This window comes from Secundilactobacillus folii (assembly GCF_009720675.1).
In the GTDB taxonomy this organism is placed as follows: domain Bacteria; phylum Bacillota; class Bacilli; order Lactobacillales; family Lactobacillaceae; genus Secundilactobacillus; species Secundilactobacillus folii.
Genome location: NZ_WNJO01000001.1, coordinates 266,926 through 288,438, shown reverse-complemented (window position 1 = coordinate 288,438; position 21,513 = coordinate 266,926). Strand labels below are relative to the sequence as shown.

At 45.5% G+C, this 21,513-nt stretch carries 17 protein-coding genes; 14 read left to right on the top strand and 3 right to left on the bottom strand.

The window, feature by feature from the left end:
- Positions 1-8: 8 nt before the first annotated feature.
- The 14 genes from GM612_RS01290 to lepA all read left to right on the top strand — a co-directional run bounded on the left by GM612_RS01290 (position 9) and on the right by lepA (position 19,092).
- The gene (locus GM612_RS01290; RefSeq protein WP_343031737.1) at positions 9-4,337 is read left to right on the top strand and encodes a PolC-type DNA polymerase III; all 4,329 of its coding nucleotides are present in this window, start codon (positions 9-11) and stop codon (positions 4,335-4,337) included.
- Between the two features lie 150 nt (positions 4,338-4,487).
- Positions 4,488-4,961 carry a ribosome maturation factor RimP gene (gene rimP, locus GM612_RS01285; RefSeq protein ID WP_155430560.1) on the top strand — a complete coding sequence of 158 codons (474 nt, stop codon included), beginning with the start codon at positions 4,488-4,490 and terminating at the stop codon, positions 4,959-4,961.
- A 22-nt stretch (positions 4,962-4,983) separates the two neighbouring features.
- A complete protein-coding gene (gene nusA, locus GM612_RS01280) occupies positions 4,984-6,237 on the top strand; it encodes a transcription termination factor NusA (RefSeq protein ID WP_155430559.1) in 1,254 nt (417 codons plus the stop codon).
- A 14-nt stretch (positions 6,238-6,251) separates the two neighbouring features.
- Positions 6,252-6,554, top strand: a complete 303-nt coding sequence (gene rnpM / locus GM612_RS01275; protein WP_155430558.1) for an RNase P modulator RnpM — start codon at positions 6,252-6,254, stop codon at positions 6,552-6,554.
- Positions 6,541-6,855, top strand: a complete 315-nt coding sequence (locus GM612_RS01270) for a L7Ae/L30e/S12e/Gadd45 family ribosomal protein (protein ID WP_155430557.1) — start codon at positions 6,541-6,543, stop codon at positions 6,853-6,855. Before rnpM ends, GM612_RS01270 begins: the two co-directional genes overlap by 14 nt.
- A gap of 4 nt (positions 6,856-6,859) precedes the next feature.
- Positions 6,860-9,466 (top strand): translation initiation factor IF-2, encoded by a 2,607-nt coding sequence (gene infB / locus GM612_RS01265; RefSeq protein ID WP_155430556.1) that lies wholly within the window; start codon positions 6,860-6,862, stop codon positions 9,464-9,466.
- Positions 9,467-9,489: 23 nt separating this feature from the next.
- Positions 9,490-9,849 (top strand): 30S ribosome-binding factor RbfA, encoded by a 360-nt coding sequence (rbfA, locus tag GM612_RS01260; protein WP_155430555.1) that lies wholly within the window; start codon positions 9,490-9,492, stop codon positions 9,847-9,849.
- A 251-nt stretch (positions 9,850-10,100) separates the two neighbouring features.
- Positions 10,101-11,000: a tRNA pseudouridine(55) synthase TruB gene (gene truB / locus GM612_RS01255; RefSeq protein WP_155430554.1), complete on the top strand. Its 900-nt coding sequence runs from the start codon at positions 10,101-10,103 to the stop codon at positions 10,998-11,000.
- 17 nt (positions 11,001-11,017) lie between these two features.
- The gene (ribF, locus tag GM612_RS01250) at positions 11,018-11,983 is read left to right on the top strand and encodes a riboflavin biosynthesis protein RibF (RefSeq protein ID WP_155430553.1); all 966 of its coding nucleotides are present in this window, start codon (positions 11,018-11,020) and stop codon (positions 11,981-11,983) included.
- 105 nt (positions 11,984-12,088) lie between these two features.
- Positions 12,089-13,132: a heat-inducible transcriptional repressor HrcA gene (gene hrcA, locus GM612_RS01245; protein WP_155430552.1), complete on the top strand. Its 1,044-nt coding sequence runs from the start codon at positions 12,089-12,091 to the stop codon at positions 13,130-13,132.
- A 15-nt stretch (positions 13,133-13,147) separates the two neighbouring features.
- A complete protein-coding gene (gene grpE / locus GM612_RS01240) occupies positions 13,148-13,807 on the top strand; it encodes a nucleotide exchange factor GrpE (RefSeq protein ID WP_343031736.1) in 660 nt (219 codons plus the stop codon).
- Between the two features lie 46 nt (positions 13,808-13,853).
- On the top strand, positions 13,854-15,752 hold the full coding sequence (dnaK, locus tag GM612_RS01235) for a molecular chaperone DnaK (RefSeq protein WP_155430551.1): 1,899 nt from the start codon (positions 13,854-13,856) through the stop codon (positions 15,750-15,752).
- Positions 15,753-15,979: 227 nt separating this feature from the next.
- Entirely contained in the window at positions 15,980-17,131 is a 1,152-nt protein-coding gene (gene dnaJ / locus GM612_RS01230) for a molecular chaperone DnaJ (protein ID WP_155430550.1), read from the top strand.
- Positions 17,132-17,253: 122 nt separating this feature from the next.
- Complete coding sequence (gene lepA, locus GM612_RS01225) at positions 17,254-19,092, top strand: translation elongation factor 4 (RefSeq protein ID WP_155430549.1); 1,839 nt, start codon at positions 17,254-17,256, stop codon at positions 19,090-19,092.
- A gap of 58 nt (positions 19,093-19,150) precedes the next feature.
- Here the strand turns inward: lepA and GM612_RS01220 are convergent, their stop codons facing one another.
- The 3 genes from GM612_RS01220 to GM612_RS01210 all read right to left on the bottom strand — a co-directional run bounded on the left by GM612_RS01220 (position 19,151) and on the right by GM612_RS01210 (position 21,238).
- Positions 19,151-19,339, bottom strand: a complete 189-nt coding sequence (locus tag GM612_RS01220; RefSeq protein WP_155430548.1) for a hypothetical protein — start codon at positions 19,337-19,339, stop codon at positions 19,151-19,153.
- A 6-nt stretch (positions 19,340-19,345) separates the two neighbouring features.
- Positions 19,346-20,230: a DegV family protein gene (locus tag GM612_RS01215; protein WP_155430547.1), complete on the bottom strand. Its 885-nt coding sequence runs from the start codon at positions 20,228-20,230 to the stop codon at positions 19,346-19,348.
- Between the two features lie 96 nt (positions 20,231-20,326).
- Positions 20,327-21,238, bottom strand: coding sequence for a magnesium transporter CorA family protein (locus GM612_RS01210; RefSeq protein ID WP_155430546.1), 912 nt, complete (start codon positions 21,236-21,238; stop codon positions 20,327-20,329).
- Between the last annotated feature and the right edge of the window lie 275 nt (positions 21,239-21,513).

The following is a 21,513-nucleotide window of genomic DNA, read 5'->3' as shown; positions in this document are numbered from 1 at the left end:
AGTTTGGTGTGGCTTTAGATCACCATGCTTTATTTGAAAAATTATTACAGCAACTCCAACTCTCGGACTTAGCCAGTCAACCATTCTTCCAGGATGCCGGGCTGGAAAAGCTGACCGTTCACGAGCAGTCAAAACGGTGGCACTTTAACTTTGATTTGCCAGCCGTTTTGCCATTCGATACCTTTATGACCTTTCAGGGGCAATTGCATCAAGCGTTTAAGTCAATTGCTCAGGTCGATTTTGAGATTCACACGCATAATACGGACCTTGATAATCGTCTGATTGGTGACTATTGGAACTGGGTCGTCCAGCACAGCGGCGTGACGTCGCCATTACTGCAGGAACTGTGTCGCAATCAGGTGCCGAAGCTTGAGGATGGTCGCGTGATTTTCATGGCGGAAAACGAAGTCGTGAAGAATTTCATGGTTAATCAAGCACTGGGACCAATCGAAAACCGGTATGAAATGTACGGTTTCCCAAAGTTCTCGATTCATACGATGGTGGATGAAACTGCCTCGCAAGCTAAAATTCAGGAGTTTAAACAGCAGAAAGCCCAAAACGACGCGCAATTGGCTCAAAAAGCGGTTGCTGCTATCAAGGTTGCAAACCAAAAACGAGAAAAGCAGGGTGGCGATGTTGCCAGCGGGCCCACCGTGATCGGTCGCAAAATTAAGGCGGACGAAGAGCCTGTCCAATTGATTTCGATTGAATATGAAGAAAAGTCGGTAGTCGTACAAGGATACGTTTTCAGTAAAGAAATCCGTGATTTGCGTTCGGGTCGAAAGCTGATGATTTTGGAAATTACGGACTATACGTCATCGATCACCGTTAAAAAATTCTCTCGTGACGACAGTGATGAAGCCCAGTTTGCGGGTTTAAATGAAGGTGACTGGATCAAGGTTCGCGGTGGTGTTCAAGAAGACACCTACATGCGCGACCTGGTTTTAAACGCTTATGACATCAATCAAGTAACGGTACCAAGTCGACAGGATAAAGCCCCCGAGGGTGAAAAGCGTGTCGAACTGCATTTGCACACTACTATGAGTACAATGGATGCCACTAACCCGATTTCGGACTACGTTAAACAAGCTAAGAAGTGGGGTCATAAAGCAATTGCTATTACTGACCATGCTGGTGTCCAGGGCTTTCCAGAAGCCTTTCATGCCGCGTCGAAAGCTGGTATCAAAATGATTTACGGGGTGGAAGCCAACCTCGTGGATGACGGTGTACCAATTGGCTATAATAGTGAACACCGGGCACTTGAGGGCGCTACTTACGTGATTTTTGACGTTGAAACAACGGGTCTGTCAGCAATTTATGACCGGGTCATTGAACTATCGGCCGTTAAAATGCAGGGTAAGGAAGTCATTGATCAGTTTGAAGAGTTCATCGATCCGGGCTTTCACTTGTCTGACCAAACGACGGAACTGACAAGTATCACCGATGATATGGTGCACGGCTCAAAAAGCGAAAAAGAAGTCTTTGAACTATTTCGAAAGTTTTATGGTGATGCCATTATCGTTGGGCATAACGTGACCTTTGATATTGGTTTTATGAACGCTGGTTATCAGCGCTATGACATGCCGGAGGTTTCCAACCCGATTATCGACACGTTGACCCTGGCCCGCTTTTTATATCCAGACTTACGTGGTTACCGGCTTAATACACTGGCGAAAAAGTTTCACGTTTCATTGGAACACCATCACCGAGCGATTTACGATGCTGAATCAACGGGTCATTTGAACTATCTCTTCTTAAAAGATGCTGAGGATCGTTATCAGATCAAGTATCATGACCAGTTGAACGATCATATGAGTGACAATGATGCCTTCAAACATGCTCGGCCATCTCACGCCATTATTTTGGCTAAGACTCAGACTGGTTTGAAAAACATGTTCAAGTTGGTTTCAATGTCGAACGTTAACTACTTTTTCCGGGTGCCACGAATGCCTCGAAGTCAAATTGAGAGGTTACGCGAAGGCTTGCTGATCGGTTCCGCCTGTGATTCAGGGGAAGTCTTCACGGCGATGATGCAAAAGGGCTATGCCGAAGCGCGGACGAAGGCTAAGTTCTATGATTACCTGGAAGTGCAGCCGTTAGCAGCTTATAAGCCGCTGATCGATTCAGGCCTGATCCAGAACCGTAAGAACCTTGAAGAGATTCTGACTAACATGGTTAAGCTGGGTGAAGAGCTTGATAAACCAGTTGTTGTGACGGGTGATGCGCATTACCTCAATCCAGAAGACGCCATTTATCGTAAAATTCTCATTAATTCTCAGGGTGGGGCTAACCCGCTGAACCGACAGGAGTTACCAGACGTTCATTTTCGAACTACTGACGAACTCCTTGATGATTACAAGTTTCTTGGTGAAGACAAGGCTCAGGAATTAGTTGTGACCAACACGAATGCCATTGCTGACGAGATCGACGATGTTCATCCGCTGAAAGATAAGCTATATACGCCGCGGATGGAAGGCGCAGAGGACGAAATTCGAGAACGGACTATGAATACCGCCCACGAGTGGTATGGTGATCCGCTGCCGGAACTAGTTCAGCACCGACTAGATCGTGAACTTAAAAGTATTATCGGTAACGGATTTTCAGTGATCTACTTGATTGCTCAGCGTTTAGTGCATAAAAGTAATAAGGACGGTTATTTGGTTGGTTCCCGGGGGTCTGTCGGTTCCAGTTTGGTGGCCACTATGACGGGGATCACTGAAGTTAATCCGTTGCCGCCTCACTATCGCTGTCCAAACTGTCAATACTCGCAATTCTTTACGAATGGTGAATACAGTTCAGGATTTGATTTACCCGAAAAGAAATGTCCTAAGTGCGGTACGTTGATGATTGGCGATGGCCATAACATCCCGTTTGAAACCTTCTTAGGGTTTACAGGAAACAAGGTACCTGATATTGATTTGAACTTTTCGGGTGATTACCAACCGATCGCTCACAACTATACCAAGGTGCTGTTCGGCGAAAAGAACGTTTACCGGGCCGGAACGATCGGCACCGTGGCGGATAAAACCGGTTATGGGTACGTCAAGGCCTATGAGCGTGATACCGAACAGAATTTCCGAAACGCTGAAGTTGACCGGTTAGCTAAGGGTGTCACCGGTGTTAAGCGTAATACGGGTCAACATCCAGCGGGGATCATTGTTGTGCCTGATTACATGGATATTTACGACTTTACGCCGATTCAATATCCCGCTGATGATCAAGATGCTGCTTGGCAAACGACCCACTTTGATTTTCATTCGATCCATGACAACATTTTAAAAATTGATATTTTGGGTCATGATGATCCGACGATGATCCGGACGTTACAAGATTTAAGTGGAATTGATCCCCAAACGATCCCAATGGACGATCCGGGTGTCATGGCGTTGTTTTCCGGGACAGAGTCGCTTGGGGTGACGCCCGAACAGATCCAGTCGAAAACCGGGACCCTTGGCGTTCCGGAATTTGGGACCCGTTTTGTGCGCGGGATGCTTGAAGAAACGCACCCTAAGAACTATTCCGAACTGCTACAAATTTCCGGCTTATCTCACGGGACTGACGTGTGGTTGGGTAACGCAGAAGAACTGATCAAGAACGGGACTGCCACCATCGCTAACGTGATTGGATGCCGAGATAACATTATGACCGACTTGATCCACTGGGGGCTAGATTCTGAGACCGCCTTTCAGATAATGGAGTCGGTGCGTCACGGTCGCGGTATTCCGGATGACTGGCAGGCTAAAATGCGTGAGGCGGAAGTGCCAGACTGGTACATTGATTCGTGCTTGAAGATCAAGTACATGTTCCCGCGGGCGCACGCTGCTGCGTATATTTTAATGGCGCTTCGGGTTGCTTACTTCAAGGTATACTTCCCACTGGTTTACTACGCCGCTTACTTCTCAGTCCGGGCCGATGATTTTGACGTTGTTGCGATGGCTCGTGGCAAGGAGTCGGTAAAGTCGAAAATGAAAGAAATCAACGACGAGGGCATGGACGCCAGTGCCAAGGATAAGAATTTGCTGACGGTGCTCGAATTAGCTAACGAAATGCTCGAACGGGGCTTTAAGTTCAAAATGATCGACATTGAAAGGTCAGCTGCTAGTGAATGGCTGATCGATGGCGATACGTTGATCGCACCGTTCAACGCTGCTCCAGGGCTAGGATTAAACGTGGCTAAACAAATCGTGGCCGCCCGTGAAGATAAACCGTTCTTATCCAAAGAAGACCTAGCCAAGCGTGGTAAGGTTTCGAAAACATTGATTGAATTTATGACTGAAAACGGCGTGTTGGATGGTTTACCGGACGAAAATCAGTTGAGTTTATTCGATATGATGTAGTTGATTGCCGCTTGGGTTACCATAACCACGGGCTTTCAAGTTTGCGTTTATGGTCCATTTGTGATATTATACGAAGTGTAGATATTTCGGAAAGGAGTGAGCAGCGATGCTCGCTCTTTTTAATGGAAAAATGTTATTGGAGGTAAAAGATTGGATAACGTCGTTGATATTGTTACGGCTCTGGCGAAACCGATTGTAGATGCTCATCATTTTGAATTGGTAGACGTTGAGTTTGTTCGTGAGGGGAAAAGTTGGTACTTACGACTCTACATTGATAAACCAGGCGGCATTACAATCGATGAATGCGCACTGGTCAGTGATGAAGTCAGTGAAAAACTGGACAGCTTAGATCCCGATCCAATTCCCCAAGCGTATTTCTTGGAAGTATCGTCTCCAGGTGCTGAGCGACCGCTGAAAAAAGAAGCTGATTATGAACGGGCGGTTGAACATTACATTCACGTTTCCCTCTACCAGAAACTGAATGGTGAAAAGGCATTTGAAGGGACATTGACCTCGGTCAGCGACTCAGAATTGGGACTTAGAGTTAACCTGAAGGGTCGCATGAAAGACCTGGTCATTCCACGAAAAAACGTTGCCAAAGCAAGATTAGCAATTAAGTTTTAATAGCTAAAGGAGACTACAAGTAATGAGTAAAGAACTATTAGGTGCTCTTAACACGCTAGAAACGGAAAAGGGTATCAAGAAGGAAATTGTGATCGACGCACTTGAAGCTGCCTTAACTTCAGCTTATAAGCGTAATTACGGTCAGGCACAAAACGTTGAGGTCACTTTTGACCAGAAAAAGGGTGAAGTTCACGTTTACGCCGTTAAGAAAGTCGTTGACCAAGTATATGACTCCCGTCTGGAAGTCAGTTTGGACGATGCATTACAGGTTAGTCGCGGCTACGAGATCGGCGATGACATTAAGTTTGAAGTGACACCAAAGAACTTTGGTCGGATTGCTGCGCAGACTGCTAAGCAGGTCATTATGCAACGGGTTCGTGAAGCAGAGCGTTCCTTGGTTTATGATCAGTACAGTCAGTACGAAAATGAAATCATCACTGGTGAAGTTGAACGTCAGGATAACCGTTTTGTCTACGTTAACCTAGGTAACGTTGAAGCGGTTATGAGCCGCCAAGATCAGATGCCTAATGAGACTTACCGCATGCACGATCATATTAAGGTTTACGTGACCCGGGTAGAAAACGCACCAAAGGGTCCCCAGGTCTTCGTAAGCAGAACGGATGCCGGTTTGTTAAAGCGCCTCTTTGAACAGGAAATTCCTGAAATCTACGATGGCACGGTTGAAATCATGTCGATCGCCCGCGAAGCAGGTGATCGTGCTAAGGTTGCTGTTCGTTCGAACAACCCGGATGTTGATCCTGTGGGGACGAGTGTTGGTCCTCGTGGGCAGCGTGTTCAAGCCATTGTTTCGGAACTGGACGGCGAAAATATGGACATTGTGGAGTGGACGGATGATGAAGCAAAATTCATTGCGAATGCTCTCAACCCCGCTGAAGTGATCGACGTGATCTTTGACGAAAATAACGAGCGTGCTTGCACGGTGATCGTCCCAGATTATCAGTTGTCATTAGCCATTGGTAAACGTGGTCAAAACGCCCGCTTAGCCGCTAAATTAACGGGTTATAAGATTGACATCAAGTCGGAGTCAGAAGCTGAAACGTTGTTTAATGACCGTTCAGATGATGATGCACCGGCGGATAATGGCGACGATCAAGAGGCCGCTACCGCTGATGATCAGGGTGAAACAGCGTCTGATGCTGCTGATTCAACGGATGATAGTGATGAGACCAACGAAACTAATGATGACGATGCCGCTTTAGATGAAAATCAAAGCAGTGATTCTGATACCGCTGAGGATAACGACGCAACCGATTAAGGAGGCCAGCACAGATGAAAAAACGTAAGGTACCAATGAGAAAAGACATTGTGACCGGTGAAATGGCGCCTAAAAAAGACCTTGTTCGAATCGTTCGTGACAAAGATAAGAACGTGTCGGTGGACCCAACGGGGAAAAAGTCGGGCCGTGGCGCCTACATTTCACTGGACGTTGACATTGCTAAGAAAGCACGCAAGGAACGCACTTTTGATAAGGTTTTTGAAACTAAAATCGATGATCAGTTCTATGACGATTTGGTGGACTACGTGGACCATCAACAGGCGCGCCGTGAGTTATTCCAAGATGGCAAGGCCTGACGCTTTTTTACAGCTTTTAGGGTTGGTTCGGCGTGCTAACCAGTTGGTCAGTGGTGAGGAATTCGTCTTAAAAGCCATTCGCGCCCAGAGTATCTCAGTTGCCGTCGTGGCAAGTGATACTGGTGCAAGCAGTTTGAAAAAGTTACGTGATAAGGCCACGTTTTACCATGTCGACTTAATTACCACGTTTTCAAAGGAACAACTAAGCCAAGCAACCGGGATGAATCGCACCGCCTATGGTGTCAAAAACCCTGGATTTGCTCGGAAACTAATTGAACTAGTTAATGTAAAAGGAGAGTGAAGTTATGGGCAAAAAGCGAATTTACGAATTAGCTAAAGAACTTAACGTATCGAGCAAAACAATTATCGATAAAGCCCAAGAAAAGGGCTTTGACGTGAAGAATCATATGTCAACGCTAGGCGATAATGAGGAACGTCAACTTCGAGAAAGTTTCTCAAATAAGGGCAGTAAGACGGCTAAGCCCGCTGCTAAATCAGCTCAAGCTACCCAAGCTGCTGGTCAAAAGAGCCAGTCAAACAGTAGCTCAGCAACTCAGCGGAATCGGACGCATTCAAATGGCAGTGCTCAATCGTCAAGTCAGACCAATAATCGTGGTCAAAACGGCCACCGTAATCAGAGTTCAAATAACCGTAGTCAAAGCAATAACCGTGTCCAAAGCAGCGAAAACCGCAGTCAAAATAGTGGCAATCGTAACCAGGGCGGAAATCGCAGTACTCAAAGTAATAACCGCACTCAAAACGGTGGCAACCGGACGCAAAGTCATAACCAAGCTAACCATAACCAGAATAATGGGAACCGGAGCCAAAATAATAACCGGTCACAAAGCAATAACAGTAACCGGTCACAAAGTAGCAACAATAATCGTTCACAAAGCAATAACAGCAACCGGTCACAAAATAATAATCGCACTCAAAACAACAGTAACCGGTCACAGAACAGTAACCGAAATCATAGCGGTTCAGGACGCTTTGGCGGCAGCCTGAATAACGGGGGCGGAAACCGCAATAACAACCGCAATAACCGCAATAACAATCGGCGTCGGAACAATAATCGTAAGTACAACAAGAAGAACCAACGAATCAAGGAAACAAATCAGCATAAAGGGGCACCAGAACGGAAAAATAAGGCACTCCCAGAAACGTTAGTTTACCAGGTTGGAATGAATGCTCAAGACCTGGGGAAACTGTTGCATCGTGAACCAGCTGAGATCGTTAAGAAGTTATTCATGCTGGGTGTCATGGTCAATCAAAACCAGTCACTAGATAAGGATACTATCGAGATCTTAGCTTCTGAATACGGAATCGATGCCAAGGAAAAAGTCGAAGTGGACGTTTCTGATATTGATAAGACTTTTGAAGAAGAAGTTAACAATACGGAACACCTTGAAACGCGGCCACCAGTAGTTACAATTATGGGACACGTTGACCATGGTAAGACAACTTTGCTAGATCATCTACGTCATTCTCATATTACGGCTGGTGAAGCTGGTGGGATCACGCAAGCTATTGGTGCCTACCAGGTTAAGCATAACGGCAAGACGATCACCTTCTTGGATACTCCAGGGCACGCCGCCTTTACTGAAATGCGGGCTCGTGGTGCTGATATAACTGATATCACGGTGCTAGTCGTTGCTGCTGATGATGGTGTCATGCCTCAAACTGTTGAGGCGATCAACCACGCCAAGGCAGCCAAGACACCAATCATTGTTGCGGTCAATAAGATTGATAAACCAGGCGCTAATCCGAACCACGTCATGGAACAACTAACTGAATACGGTTTGATTCCAGAAGATTGGGGCGGCGATACGATCTTTGTCCAAATTTCAGCGAAGTTCGGTAAGAACATTGATGAATTACTGGACATGATCCTGTTGCAAGCTGAAGTGATGGAATTAAAAGCTAACCCACAGCAAAATGCCGCTGGGTCAGTGATTGAAGCTAAACTGGATCAGGGTCGTGGTTCGGTTGCAACGCTGCTGATCCAACAAGGAACCATGAACGTTGGGGATCCAGTCGTTGTTGGGAACACCTTTGGTCGGGTGCGGACAATGGATAATGAAAACGGCAAGGCTATCAAGCATGCTAAACCGTCGACACCAGTTGAGATCACCGGGTTGAACGATGTTCCGGAAGCTGGCGACCGTTTCGTTGTATTTGACGATGAAAAGACCGCTCGTGCTGCTGGTGAAGAACGGGCTAAGAATGCTTTGATGGAAGAACGGCGTAATAAGAATACCGTCACTCTTGATAACCTCTTTGATACCATGAAGGAAGGGGAAATGAAGGAAGTTGACGTGATCATCAAAGCCGACGTTCAAGGTTCTGTTGAAGCTTTGGCTAACAGTTTAAATAAGATCGAAGTTGAAGGTGTTCGAGTCAACATTATTCATACTGCTGTTGGTGCCATTAACGAAAGTGATGTCACACTGGCTGAAGCAAGTAACGCCATTATCATTGGCTTTAACGTTCGTCCAACACCACAAGCAAAGTCACAGGCTGACCAGGATAACGTGGATATTCGATTGCACCGAGTGATTTATAATGCAATCGACGAAATTGAACACGCCATGAAGGGTAAGCTTGAACCAACTTATGAAGAAGAAGTGATCGGCGAAGTTGAAGTTCGGGAGATCTTTAAAGCCTCTAAAGTGGGGACAATTGCCGGTGGAATGGTCACTGATGGCCACGTTTCAAGCGATAGTGACGTTCGTTTGATTCGTGATTCAGTTGTGGTCTATGAAGGTAAACTAGGCAGTTTGAAACGCTTTAAGGACGATGTAACCGATGTGAAGCAAGGTCATGAATTAGGTTTGACCATTGAAAATTACAACGACATTAAAGTTGGCGATGTGATCGAAGCTTACGTCATGAAGGAAGTTCCAATCGAATAAAGAGCTAAGGCGGTGTGAAATAGATGGCACATTATCGTGTTGGACGGCTTGAACAAGAGATTCAGCGTGAAGTCAATGATATTTTGCTTAAACGGGTCCGTGATCCGCGGGTTCAAGGTATCACTGTGACTGGCGTTGAGGTGACGGGTGATCTGCAGCAGGCAACAATCTATTACAGCATCTTGTCTGACAAGGCATCCGACGGTGAAAAAGCTGCTCGAGGATTGTCAAAAGCAACCGGCTTGATTCGGAGTGAATTAGGCTCCCGTTTAAATATTTACAAGACGCCAGAATTGACCTTTGAACGTGATCAGTCCGTTAAGTATGGCAGTCGGATCGATGAGTTGTTGAATAAGCTGCATCAAGAAGACTCTGATCTTTAGTCAGATGATCACATGGTCGTTTCAAGTTTCAAACTAAAATAAGCGAAATTTTCAGTGATTCAAACTGAGAATTTCGCTTATTTTTGTTTAGAATCGATTGATTAAAAGTGCATTTATAAGCTCTTTTTGTTATTTATTTAAAGAGAATAACTGTAATTAATTTGCCAGCCCCTTTTTAATCTTTAGTCAATTGCCCGTGGCGTGATATAATGTCAAGGTTAGACAGTTTATACGAAATGGAGTAGTTACTAATGGACGGCATTATTCCACTATATAAAGAGCGCGGGATGACAAGTCACGACTGCGTGAACCAAATTCGCAATATTTTGCACATGAAAAAAGTTGGCCATTCAGGTACTTTGGACCCCAACGTCGATGGTGTACTGCCAATCTGTGTGGGCAGCGCGACGAAGGTCGTTGATTACTTGATGACCCATCGCAAAGTCTATCGAGGTAGTGTGACGCTAGGATTTTCAACTGAGACTGAGGATTTAGATGGTCCGGAAATTGATCGGGTAGTGATGGATAAACCGGTTGATGACGCTAAAATTGATGCTGTGATGGCTAAGATGGTGGGGGAACTTAAACAGGTTCCGCCGATGTTTTCTGCGGTCAAAGTTAATGGTCGCAAACTTTATGAGTATGCACGGCGGGGTCAAAGTGTAGAACGGCCCGTTAGAACGGTAACGATTTCAGCTTTTGACCGGACTGCTCGATCCCACTTTGACGTTGAGACCGGGACGCAAACTTTTGATTTTGAAGTGGTCTGTTCCAAAGGGACTTACGTGCGAACATTGGCGGTTGAAGTGGGCGCTAAATTAGGAGTACCAGCCGTTATGTCAGCTCTGACTAGAATCGAAAGTGGCGGGTTTAAGCTTGAAGAAACCATCTCATTAGCTAAGGTTAAGAGTCAGTTCGAACAGGGCAGCGATAATTTCTTATATCCGATCGATCGCGTGCTTAGTGAATACCCGACCGTCGAGATCGCTGATGACATCTGGGCGGTCGTTCAACACGGTGTTTGGTTGCTACCGGATGAAGTGGGTAGCTCAGCACCAGTGATTTCGCTTAAGTACAATGGGCAGATCAAATGTCTCTATCAACTAGTTAAAAATCGCTATAAGCCCTTAAAAATGTTTAGTATTAAATAGAAAGTTGAGACGATATTATGCAAGTGATTCAAATTCATCACCCCATGACCGCCAGTGACGTGGTTGATCAGCCAGTTGTCCTAGCCATGGGCTTTTTTGATGGCGTCCATCGGGGGCACCAGGCGGTCATTAGGCGAGCCCGGGCAATTGCTGACGAGCGTGGACTGGCGTTAGCCATTCTGACGTATGATCACCACCCAGCAATCGTGTACGAAAAGCTGAGTCCAAAACGAAGCCGCTATTTAACGGTGACTCCAAGAAAATTAGAACTGTTCAAACAGTTGGGTGCTGACATTGTGTATCAGGTCAATTTTTCCAGTCAATTTGCTGCTCAGTCGCCCCAAACTTTCGTTGATCAATACCTTGTCGCTTTTCACCCCCAAGTCGTGGTGGCGGGTTTTGACCATACATACGGTCCTAAAGACGTTGCTACCATGGTTAATTTACCAAAGTTTGCCAAGGGACGTTTTGAAATCGTGACCGTGAGTGAAGCCGATATTGAGGCTCGAAAGATCAGTTCCTCCCGTATTCGACGGAACCTTGATGACGGTGACATTGCCACTGCTAATGAACTGCTAGGTTATCGCTACAAGACCACTGGAACCGTGATTCACGGGGAAGCCCGTGGGCGAACACTAGGCTACCCAACGGCAAATGTCAGTCACGATGCCAAGTACTGGTTGCCTGGAATCGGAGTCTACGTGACCCGTGTTAAGGTTGGCAACCAGTGGTATCCAGCAATGACTTCGATCGGTCGCAACGTGACTTTTGGGACTGGTCGACCGGTAACTGTGGAGGCGTACCTTCTAGACTTTCACGACGCCATCTACGGAGAAGTGGTCACTGTTGAATGGGATTATCGACTTCGGGGCGAGATTAAATTTGATTCCGTTGATGCATTAGTGAAACAATTGAATCAGGATGCAAAGGACACTCAAACATACTTTAAAGCGCATCCAATTAAAAAATTAGCACTCGAATGAATTAATTGCTAAAAAAATTGCCTGAATGCTTGACTTAAAAAACCGCGTTTGATACATTATATATGTGTCTTAGCACTTGGATAACGTGAGTGCTAAAAAGAGGTGATGATCACGTTAACGGACAGACAGAAAATGATTTTGAAGGCAATTGTTCGTGACTATACGAGCAGTGGTGTTCCTGTGGGTTCCAAAGCGCTGGCGGCTCAGTTACCGCTGCATGTCAGTTCGGCGACGGTCCGTAACGAAATGGCAACCCTGGAAGACTTAGGTCTGATTGCTAAGACCCATTCCTCTTCGGGACGGATTCCTTCGGTGAAGGGTTATCGCTACTATGTCGATCACCTAGTTCAGCCGGATCCAATCAAGCCTAACGACATTGACATTATCAAATCTTCACTGGACGGTCAGTTTTTGAAAATTGACGAGATCATTGAAACTTCGGCTCGAATTCTTTCAAACCTCACTTCTTACACTGCATTTACCTTAAAACCGGAACTTAAAGAAAGTCGTTTGAGTGGCTTTCGGTTGGTGCCGCTGGGTAAACGACAGGTAATGGCGGTTCTGGTTACCGACAATGGTGACGTGGAATCACAAACGTTTAACATTGCACCTGGTATTACCGGTGACCAGCTTGAAGCGGTGGTTCGTTTGATCAATGATCAGTTGGTTGGCAAGCCGTTGAAAGATGTTTTGCAGGCGCTGGAGACCGATATCCCAATGCAGGTCACACAGTATTTACAAAAGCCGGAGGGGTTCTTAAAGATTTTTGGTGACGTTTTGACGCAGGCTGCTAAAGAGCGGTTCTACGTTGGTGGTCGCTTGAACCTGCTGAACTTCTCCGATGCCAATGACGTTGACGAGTTGAAGTCGTTGTATACGCTGATGGATCGGACTGATGATATGGCGAGTGTGCTTGGTCAGCCAACTGATCATGTTCAAGTCAAGATTGGTAGTGAAATCACCAACGACATTTTGAAGGACTACAGCTTAATTACTGCCACCTATGAAGTTGGCGACCATGGTAAGGGTGTGATTGCACTGTTAGGTCCCACCCGAATGCCGTACTCACGGATGATCGGTTTAGTTGGTGCCTTTAGGCAGGAACTGGCCCAGCGTCTAATTGATTATTATCGATATTTTGATCAGTAGTAAAGGGGTGTTAGAGTGGCTGAGAAGAAAACGAACCAAGCGACAAATCAAGACGCAGATGATAAAAAGGTAAAAGCATCGTCTGCGGGTAAGCAAGCACAGGCGAGTCAGAAACAACCAGAAGCCAATCCGTCTAAGGTGGCTGATCAAACGGCGTCAACAGCGAAAACGACGTCGACTGACCAAAAGCAACCTGCTGAAGATTCGGAGTTAGTGAAAGCAAAAGCTGAAATTACGAGTTTAAAACAGCAGCTAGATAAGGTTTCTGATCAGTATTTGCGGTCCCAAGCGGAGATCCAAAATATTCAGAATCGAAACAAAAAAGACCAAGCGGCTTTGATCAAGTATGATGGTCAGCAACTAGCGCACGATATTTTGCCCGCTTTAGACAATCTGGAACGTGCTCTCAGCACACCTGTTGAAGGTGAGCAAGCAGAGTCGCTGAAAAAGGGAATTGAAATGGTTCAAAAGCACTTGATGGACGCGTTAACTAGTAACGGTGTCACGGAAATCAAGGCTGAGGGTGAAAAGTTCGATCCGAACATTCATCAGGCGGTTCAGACGGTTCCAGCAGAATCGGAGGATCAAAAAGACCACGTGGCAAAGGTGCTGCAAAAGGGTTACCAATTGAAGGATCGCGTTTTGCGGCCGGCAATGGTAATGGTTGCTCAGTAATCAACTGAATTTGAATCTAACTTTTAATAAAGAAGGTAAATCATACATGGCAAGTAATAAAATTATTGGTATTGACTTAGGTACAACGAACTCAGCAGTCGCAGTTTTGGAAGGTAACGAACCAAAGATCATTCCTAACCCAGAAGGCGGCCGGACAACACCGTCCGTTGTTGCATTTAAAGATGGCAAGCCATCCGTTGGTGAAGTTGCTAAACGACAAGCAATCACCAACCCGAACACGGTTTCATCGATCAAGAGTCACATGGGCGACGCCAACTACAAGGTCAACATTGAGGGTAAGGATTACACCCCGCAACAGATTTCAGCCATGATTTTGCAGTACATCAAGGGCTTTGCTGAAGATTACATTGGTGATGAAGTCACTCAGGCAGTGATCACGGTGCCTGCTTACTTCGATGATTCTCAACGTCAAGCTACTAAGGATGCCGGTAAGATTGCTGGCCTAGATGTTAAGCGAATCATCAACGAACCAACTGCTTCTTCGTTAGCATACGGTCTTGATAAGCAAGACGCTGATGAAAAGATTCTGGTTTATGACCTTGGTGGTGGGACCTTTGATGTTTCCGTCCTTGACTTAGGTGATGGGGTCTTTGATGTTTTGTCAACCAACGGTGATACGCACCTTGGTGGTGACGACTTCGATAAGAAGATCATGGATTGGCTGATTGCCCAGTTTAAAGCTGATAATGGCATTGACCTGTCAAAGGATAAGATGGCCATGCAACGGCTGAAGGAAGCTGCTGAAAAAGCTAAGAAGGACCTATCTGGTGTCAGTGAATCACAAATTAGTTTGCCATTTATTTCGGCTGGCGAAAACGGTCCACTGCATTTGGAAACCAGCTTGACTCGTGCCAAGTTCAACGAATTAACTGCTGACTTGGTTGAACGGACTCGCGTTCCAGTTGAAAATGCTTTGAAGGATGCTGATTTATCAGCCAGTGACATTGACGTTGTCATCCTGAACGGTGGTTCAACTCGTATTCCTGCCGTTCAAGAAGCCGTTAAGAAGTGGACTGGTAAGGAACCAAACCACTCAATCAACCCTGATGAAGCCGTTGCTTTGGGTGCCGCTATTCAAGGTGGTGTCTTGACCGGTGATGTTAAGGACGTTGTTTTGCTCGATGTAACGCCACTTTCACTTGGCATTGAAACCATGGGTGGTGTCTTCACTAAGCTCATCGATCGCAACACGACTATTCCAACCAGCAAATCACAAGTCTTCAGTACGGCTGCTGATAATCAACCAGCCGTTGATATTCACGTACTGCAAGGTGAACGTCCAATGGCCGCTGATAATAAGACCCTGGGGAATTTCCAACTGACAGACATTCCTGCTGCTCCTCGTGGTGTTCCTCAGATTGAAGTGACCTTTGATATTGACCGGAATGGGATCGTCAACGTTTCGGCTAAGGATAAGGGAACTGGTAAGGAACAAAAGATTACCATCAAGAGTTCCGGTGGTTTGTCAGACGATGAAATCGATAAGATGATGAAGGAAGCCCAAGAAAACGAAGAGGCTGACAAGAAGCGTAAGGAAGAAGCCGACTTGAAGAATGAAGTCGATCAACTGCTCTTTACGGTTGATAAGACCTTGGACGAAGTTAAGGGCAAAGTTTCTGACGATGAGATCCAAAAGGCTAAGGATGCGCGTGATGCATTAAAGAAGGCTCAAGAGGATAACAACGTTGAAGAAATGAAGACCAAGAAGGATGATTTGAACAAGATCGTTCAAGATTTGTCCGTTAAACTCTATCAACAAGCACAACAACAAGGTGACGCTAGTGGTGCCGATGGTGCTAAAACTGGGGCTGCAAGTGGTGACCAATCAGGCCAAAATGGCGATGGTAACGGTAACGACAAAGGTGGCAACGGCCAAACCTTTGACGGTGACTTCTCAGAAGTTAATGATGATGACAAGAAATAATCATTAATTTGCTCGTAAGCAAAAAGTCAAGGCTCAAACGCGGGCTTTGGCTTTTTGTTTAGGTCAAATTATGCTATTCTACTGGAGTGAACATTTTTTTGTGAAGTAACGTCACTCTGTTAAGCTGTGACAACTTTGATTGAGCCAAATGTGTCGTTGTGGGTATTTTAACGATTCAGCATTTAGGACAATGAACTCACTAGACACTTATTTTTTAGGAGGTTAACATGGCTGACAAAGATTATTACGAAGTGCTTGGTGTATCAAGAGATGCATCACAATCTGAAATTAAAAAGGCCTACCGACAATTATCTAAGAAGTACCATCCCGATATCAACAAGGCGCCTGGTGCGGAAGAAAAATTCAAGGAGATCACTGAAGCTTATGAAGTATTGAGTAACGAGAAGAAACGTGCTAATTACGATCAGTACGGTTCAGCTGATGGTCCGCAAGGCTTCGGCGGTGCCGGTGCCGGTGATGCTGGCGGCTTCGGCGGCTTTGGCGACGCTGGTTTTGGTGGCGGTGGCTTCGAAGATATTTTCAGCCAGTTCTTTGGTGGCGGGAGTGCTCGGCGTAATCCAAATGCGCCGCAACCTGGTCGTGATCTGCAATACCAAATGACACTGACTTTTGAAGAAGCAATCTTTGGCAAGAAGACCAAGATTAAGTATAATCGCGAGGCACAGTGTCATACCTGTCACGGCAGTGGTGCTAAGCCTGGTACTTCGCCGGTCACCTGTTCAAACTGTGGTGGCTCCGGTTATGTGACCAGTGAAACTAACACGCCACTGGGACGCATGCGTAGTCAGCAAGTCTGCCCAGTTTGTCACGGTACTGGCAAGGAAATTAAGGAAAAGTGCCCAACATGCGGCGGTTCCGGTCATGAAGAAGAACGGCATGAAGTTGAAGTCAACATTCCAGCCGGTGTTGACGACGGTCAGCAGATGCGTCTGCAAAATCAAGGTGAAGCTGGTGCCAATGGTGGTCCTTACGGTGATTTATTCATTGTCTTCACCGTTAAGCCAAGCAAGGTCTTTACCCGAAATGGGGCTGATATTTACTTGGATAAGGACATTAGCTTTACACAGGCGGCCTTGGGCGATGAAATTAATGTTCAGACTGTTCATGGTGATGTCAAATTGAAGATTCCAGCTGGTACGCAGACGGGCGCTGTTTTCCGCTTAAAGGGTAAGGGTGCTCCTCGCTTACGTGGCAACGGAACTGGCGACCAACGAGTTACGGTTCGGATCGTCACGCCAAAGAACTTGAATAAGGCTCAGCGGACTGCTTTGAAGGCTTTCGCTGAAGCTAGTGGCGAAAAAGTTGGGACTGGCAAAGGTAATTTTTTTGACAAGATGAAAGATGCGTTTGATAATTAATGTGTCTGAAGGAGTTCGGAATGTATTTTCCGAACTTTTTTATTAGCCTCAAGGACAGCAGGGGCCTAGTGTTTCTGTTATAATAGCTAAGATGTTTGAAAATAAAAGGTAGGAGAATGCAAATGGATCTTGAACAAATGAAGGCGCATCAACGCGATATCCGGAACTTTTCAATTGTCGCTCATATCGATCATGGTAAGTCGACGCTAGCTGACCGCATATTGGAACTGACGGATACTGTTGATAAGCGCGATATGCAAGACCAAGTCCTAGATAATATGGATCTTGAGCGGGAACGCGGGATTACGATCAAGTTAAATGCCGTTGAGCTCACTTATGATGCTAAGGACGGCCATACCTACGAGTTTCACTTGATCGATACGCCAGGACACGTTGATTTTTCGTATGAGGTCTCTCGAAGCCTAGCTGCTTGCGAGGGCGCAGTTCTAGTTGTGGATGCCGCTCAGGGTGTTGAAGCTCAGACCTTGGCTAACGTATACCTAGCACTGGATGATAATCTTGAGATCCTACCGGTGATCAATAAAATTGACCTGCCCTCTGCAGAACCGGAAAAGGTGCGTCAAGAAATTGAAGACGTGATTGGGATCGATGCGTCAGATGCGGTTTTAGCCAGTGCTAAAAAGGGCATCGGCATTGAGGACTTGCTGGAACAGATCGTTCATAAGATTCCCGCCCCGGATGGTGATTTACAAGCGCCGTTACGGGCGTTGATCTTTGATTCCAAATACGATGATTACCGTGGCGTTGTGTTAAGTGTCCGGTTGTTTGAAGGCACCGTTAAACCAGGTGATAAAATTCGGCTGATGAACTCTGGGACGGAATATGAAGTAACAGAAGTGGGTGTGAACTCGCCTAATCCGCTTAAACGCGACCAATTGATTGCGGGTGAAGTTGGTTACATTACTGCTAGTATCAAGGACATCACCGATACGCGAGTGGGGGATACGGTCACTAACGCTGATGACCCAGCAGAAAAGCCTTTGCCAGGTTACCGTGAAATGTCACCAATGGTTTATGCGGGACTTTACCCCACAGATAATGCGAAGTACCAGGATTTGCGTGAAGCACTGGAAAAACTGAAGCTCAATGATGCGGCATTGGAATTCGAACCAGAATCTTCGCAGGCGCTTGGGTTCGGTTTTCGTTGCGGCTTTCTTGGAATGCTCCACATGGATGTGGTGCAGGAACGTTTGGAACGGGAATTTAACCTGAACTTGATTACGACGGCTCCTTCAGTGACGTATCGCGCTAATTTAACTGACGGAACGGTCAAAGAAGTGGAAAATCCGTCTGAGATGCCGGAAGTTTCCGCCGTTAAAAGTATTGAGGAGCCCTACGTTAAAGCCACAATAATGACGCCTAACGACTATGTTGGACCGGTGATGGAACTCTGCCAACGACGGCGTGGACAATTCATTACAATGGAGTATTTGGACGATTACCGGGTCAATGTGATCTATAAGATGCCGTTGTCGGAGATTATCTTTGATTTCTTTGATAAGTTGAAGTCTTCTACGAAGGGCTACGCGTCATTAGATTACGAGCTGGATGACTATCAACAAAGTGATCTGGTTAAGATCGATATCTTATTGAACGGGGACAAGGTCGATGCTTTGAGCTTTATTTCTCACCGTCAATTCGCAGAGAAACGGGGTCGAGACATTGCCACAAAACTCAAGAAGATCATTCCACGGCAAAACTTTGAAATTCCAATTCAGGCGGCGATCGGGGCAAAGATCATCGCCCGAACAACCATCAAAGCTTACCGAAAAGACGTGACCGCGCGAATTCATACTGGTGATCCGGACCGCCGTGCGAAATTGCTGGAAAAGCAAAAACGTGGTAAGGAACGGATGAAGTCAGTCGGAACGGTGGACGTTCCCCAAGAAGCATTCATGGCCGTTTTGCAGACGGATGAGGATGAGAAACCAAGTAAATAGCAGTCAAAAAAATCCAACTGGCCTTAATGACTAGTTGGATTTTTGAATTTTAGTTGACCTAAATTCGAGGGATAATTTGTTTTCGAATAAAACTTAATAATTGCTGGTACTCATCCTCGCTCTTAGGTGTTGGAAACTGTGAAAAGTCGAATTTTGGCTGCTCTAAATCCTGATTAAGTCGAGTGACAAAGGCCTGCCGCGAAATAAAATCAGTATCACCTTTGGATCCAATTGAGAAAAAATTCATGTGTGTTCACTCCTTGTCAGAACTAAGCGGCCATTGCTCCCAGTCATAATCCCACAGCAGTGCCATGGTTCCCGCACCAACATGAACGCCAATCACGGGACCAATTTCACTATGGGCAATTTTCACGTCCGGAAATTGTTTAGCAAGATCATCTGACCACTGCGCTTGCAATTCCGCATTATCGGCGTCAATCACAGTTAATCGAATTGGGTACTGTGCTTGACCGTAAGCTTTCTGAAATTTTTGCTTGATTCGCTGGTAAGCATGACGCATAGTGCGTTCCTTTTCAATCGCTACTATCTGGGCATTCTCGTTAAAGGTTAGGATCGGTTTAATGCGCAACAACCCCCCAACGATGCTAGAAGCGTTTGATAGGCGACCTGTGCGAACCAAATGAGACAAATCATCGACAACGAAATAAGCGTCGATTGTATCTCGAAAATGGGTCAATGCATCAATAATTCTTTCGGGCGTAAAACCCGCTTCAACAAGCCTAGCTGCCAGCATGACCAGGTCAGCTTCGCCGGCAGAAGCGATTCTAGAATCGAACGGAAAGACTTTAATATTTGTCACACTAGGCAAGAAGTTGACCAGGTTACTGTAGAAACTAGTAATGCCAGACGAAAGGTGAATACTGATCACGGCGTCATAGTGGTCAGCTGCCAACTGGTCGTACATGGCCTTCATTTGCCCAAGTGTGACCTGCGTCGTGGTGGGCAACTGGGAGTCGGTTTTTAGACGCTGGTAGAATTCACTGGTGGTGATCTCCACGTTATCAAGGTATGGCTGACGGCCAAAGATGACAGTAATTGGAACAACATGTATGTTATGATCAGATACTTGTTCAGGTGTCAGGTAACTAGCCGAGTCGGTAACAACAGCAATTTTCATTTGCAAGCATTCCTCCAAATCCATTTAAATGAGTCGCTATGAGCATACCAAAGCGCAACTGGTAATTCAATTGATGAAGCTTTTCTTTACTCAAGTTTATAACTGATGGTGAACTTTGAAGAACAAAAGCAGCCAGCCAATTAGGAAAATTGATAAGATGACAACAAAAATCCAAGCATCGTTGACCGTTTCAAAGGGTAACTTTACGTTCATGCCAAAAAAGCCGGTGACGATCGTCGGCACAGCCATAGTTAGAGACCAGATCGTCAGAAATTTCATGGTGTCGTTCAAATTATTATTAATGATACTATCAAAGGTATCGGTAATCCGGTTAACCACCTGTTCTTCATTTTGAATCATGTGCTGAACTTGATCGGATTCAATTGAGACGTCTTCCAGTAAGTCATTTTCATAACTGGTGGCGTTTACGCCAAAGTAGGTTCGCGGAATACGCGTGAATAAATCGTTATTTGATTCAACAGCGCTGTTGAAAAAGGTTAACGTTTGCCCTAAATAAGATAGTGCCATTAAGTTGGCATTCTTAGGGCTGCGATTTAACAGTTTATCTAACTGGTTGCGCTGTTTAGTGACGTATTTGACGATTGGAATGTAACTATCAATTAGGTCAAACATCGAACCCAAGATGAACGTGGCTGTTGAATTCGTATCGGGATCCACAGCCACGGTTGCAAAGGCTTTGGTCACGAAGTTCAATCGGCTTTCATTAAAGGTAAACAGCACGCCTTGATGGATCAAAAAGCCTACTGGACGCGTAATATAGCGTGGCGATTTGGTGTTTTTAAGCTGGTAAGGCACCAAGACGATCATTAACTGTTGATTATTGGCAGGATCGTAGACGTAATTGGAGGTTTCATCTTTATCGGTAACGTAAGAAATAATATCGTCAGTAATGCCGTAATCAGCCATCAGTTTTTGCTGTTCATCCTTGGTTAGGGCAGTTGTTTCGACCCAGTCAAAGCCTTTAAGATGTTTGATTGGTTTAATCATAAATTAAACTTCCTCTATTTTTATGGAATTATGAGCCTGCTTCAAGAATACTATTTTGAGGGTCAAAAGCAAGGTTGTTTCAGCGAATTTACCTTTTCTGAGAAAGCGGCTATCAACCCGTCTGACGGTGGTATGAATACGACTGTATTTTACAGAAATGCTTGGCAGATGATTTTAAATTGGGATGAAATTAAACCGTGATTAACTCTTGTCACACCAACTGATCACTGAAATAATGAAAATCTAACGTGACTTTTATGAGAAAGTGTTAATTG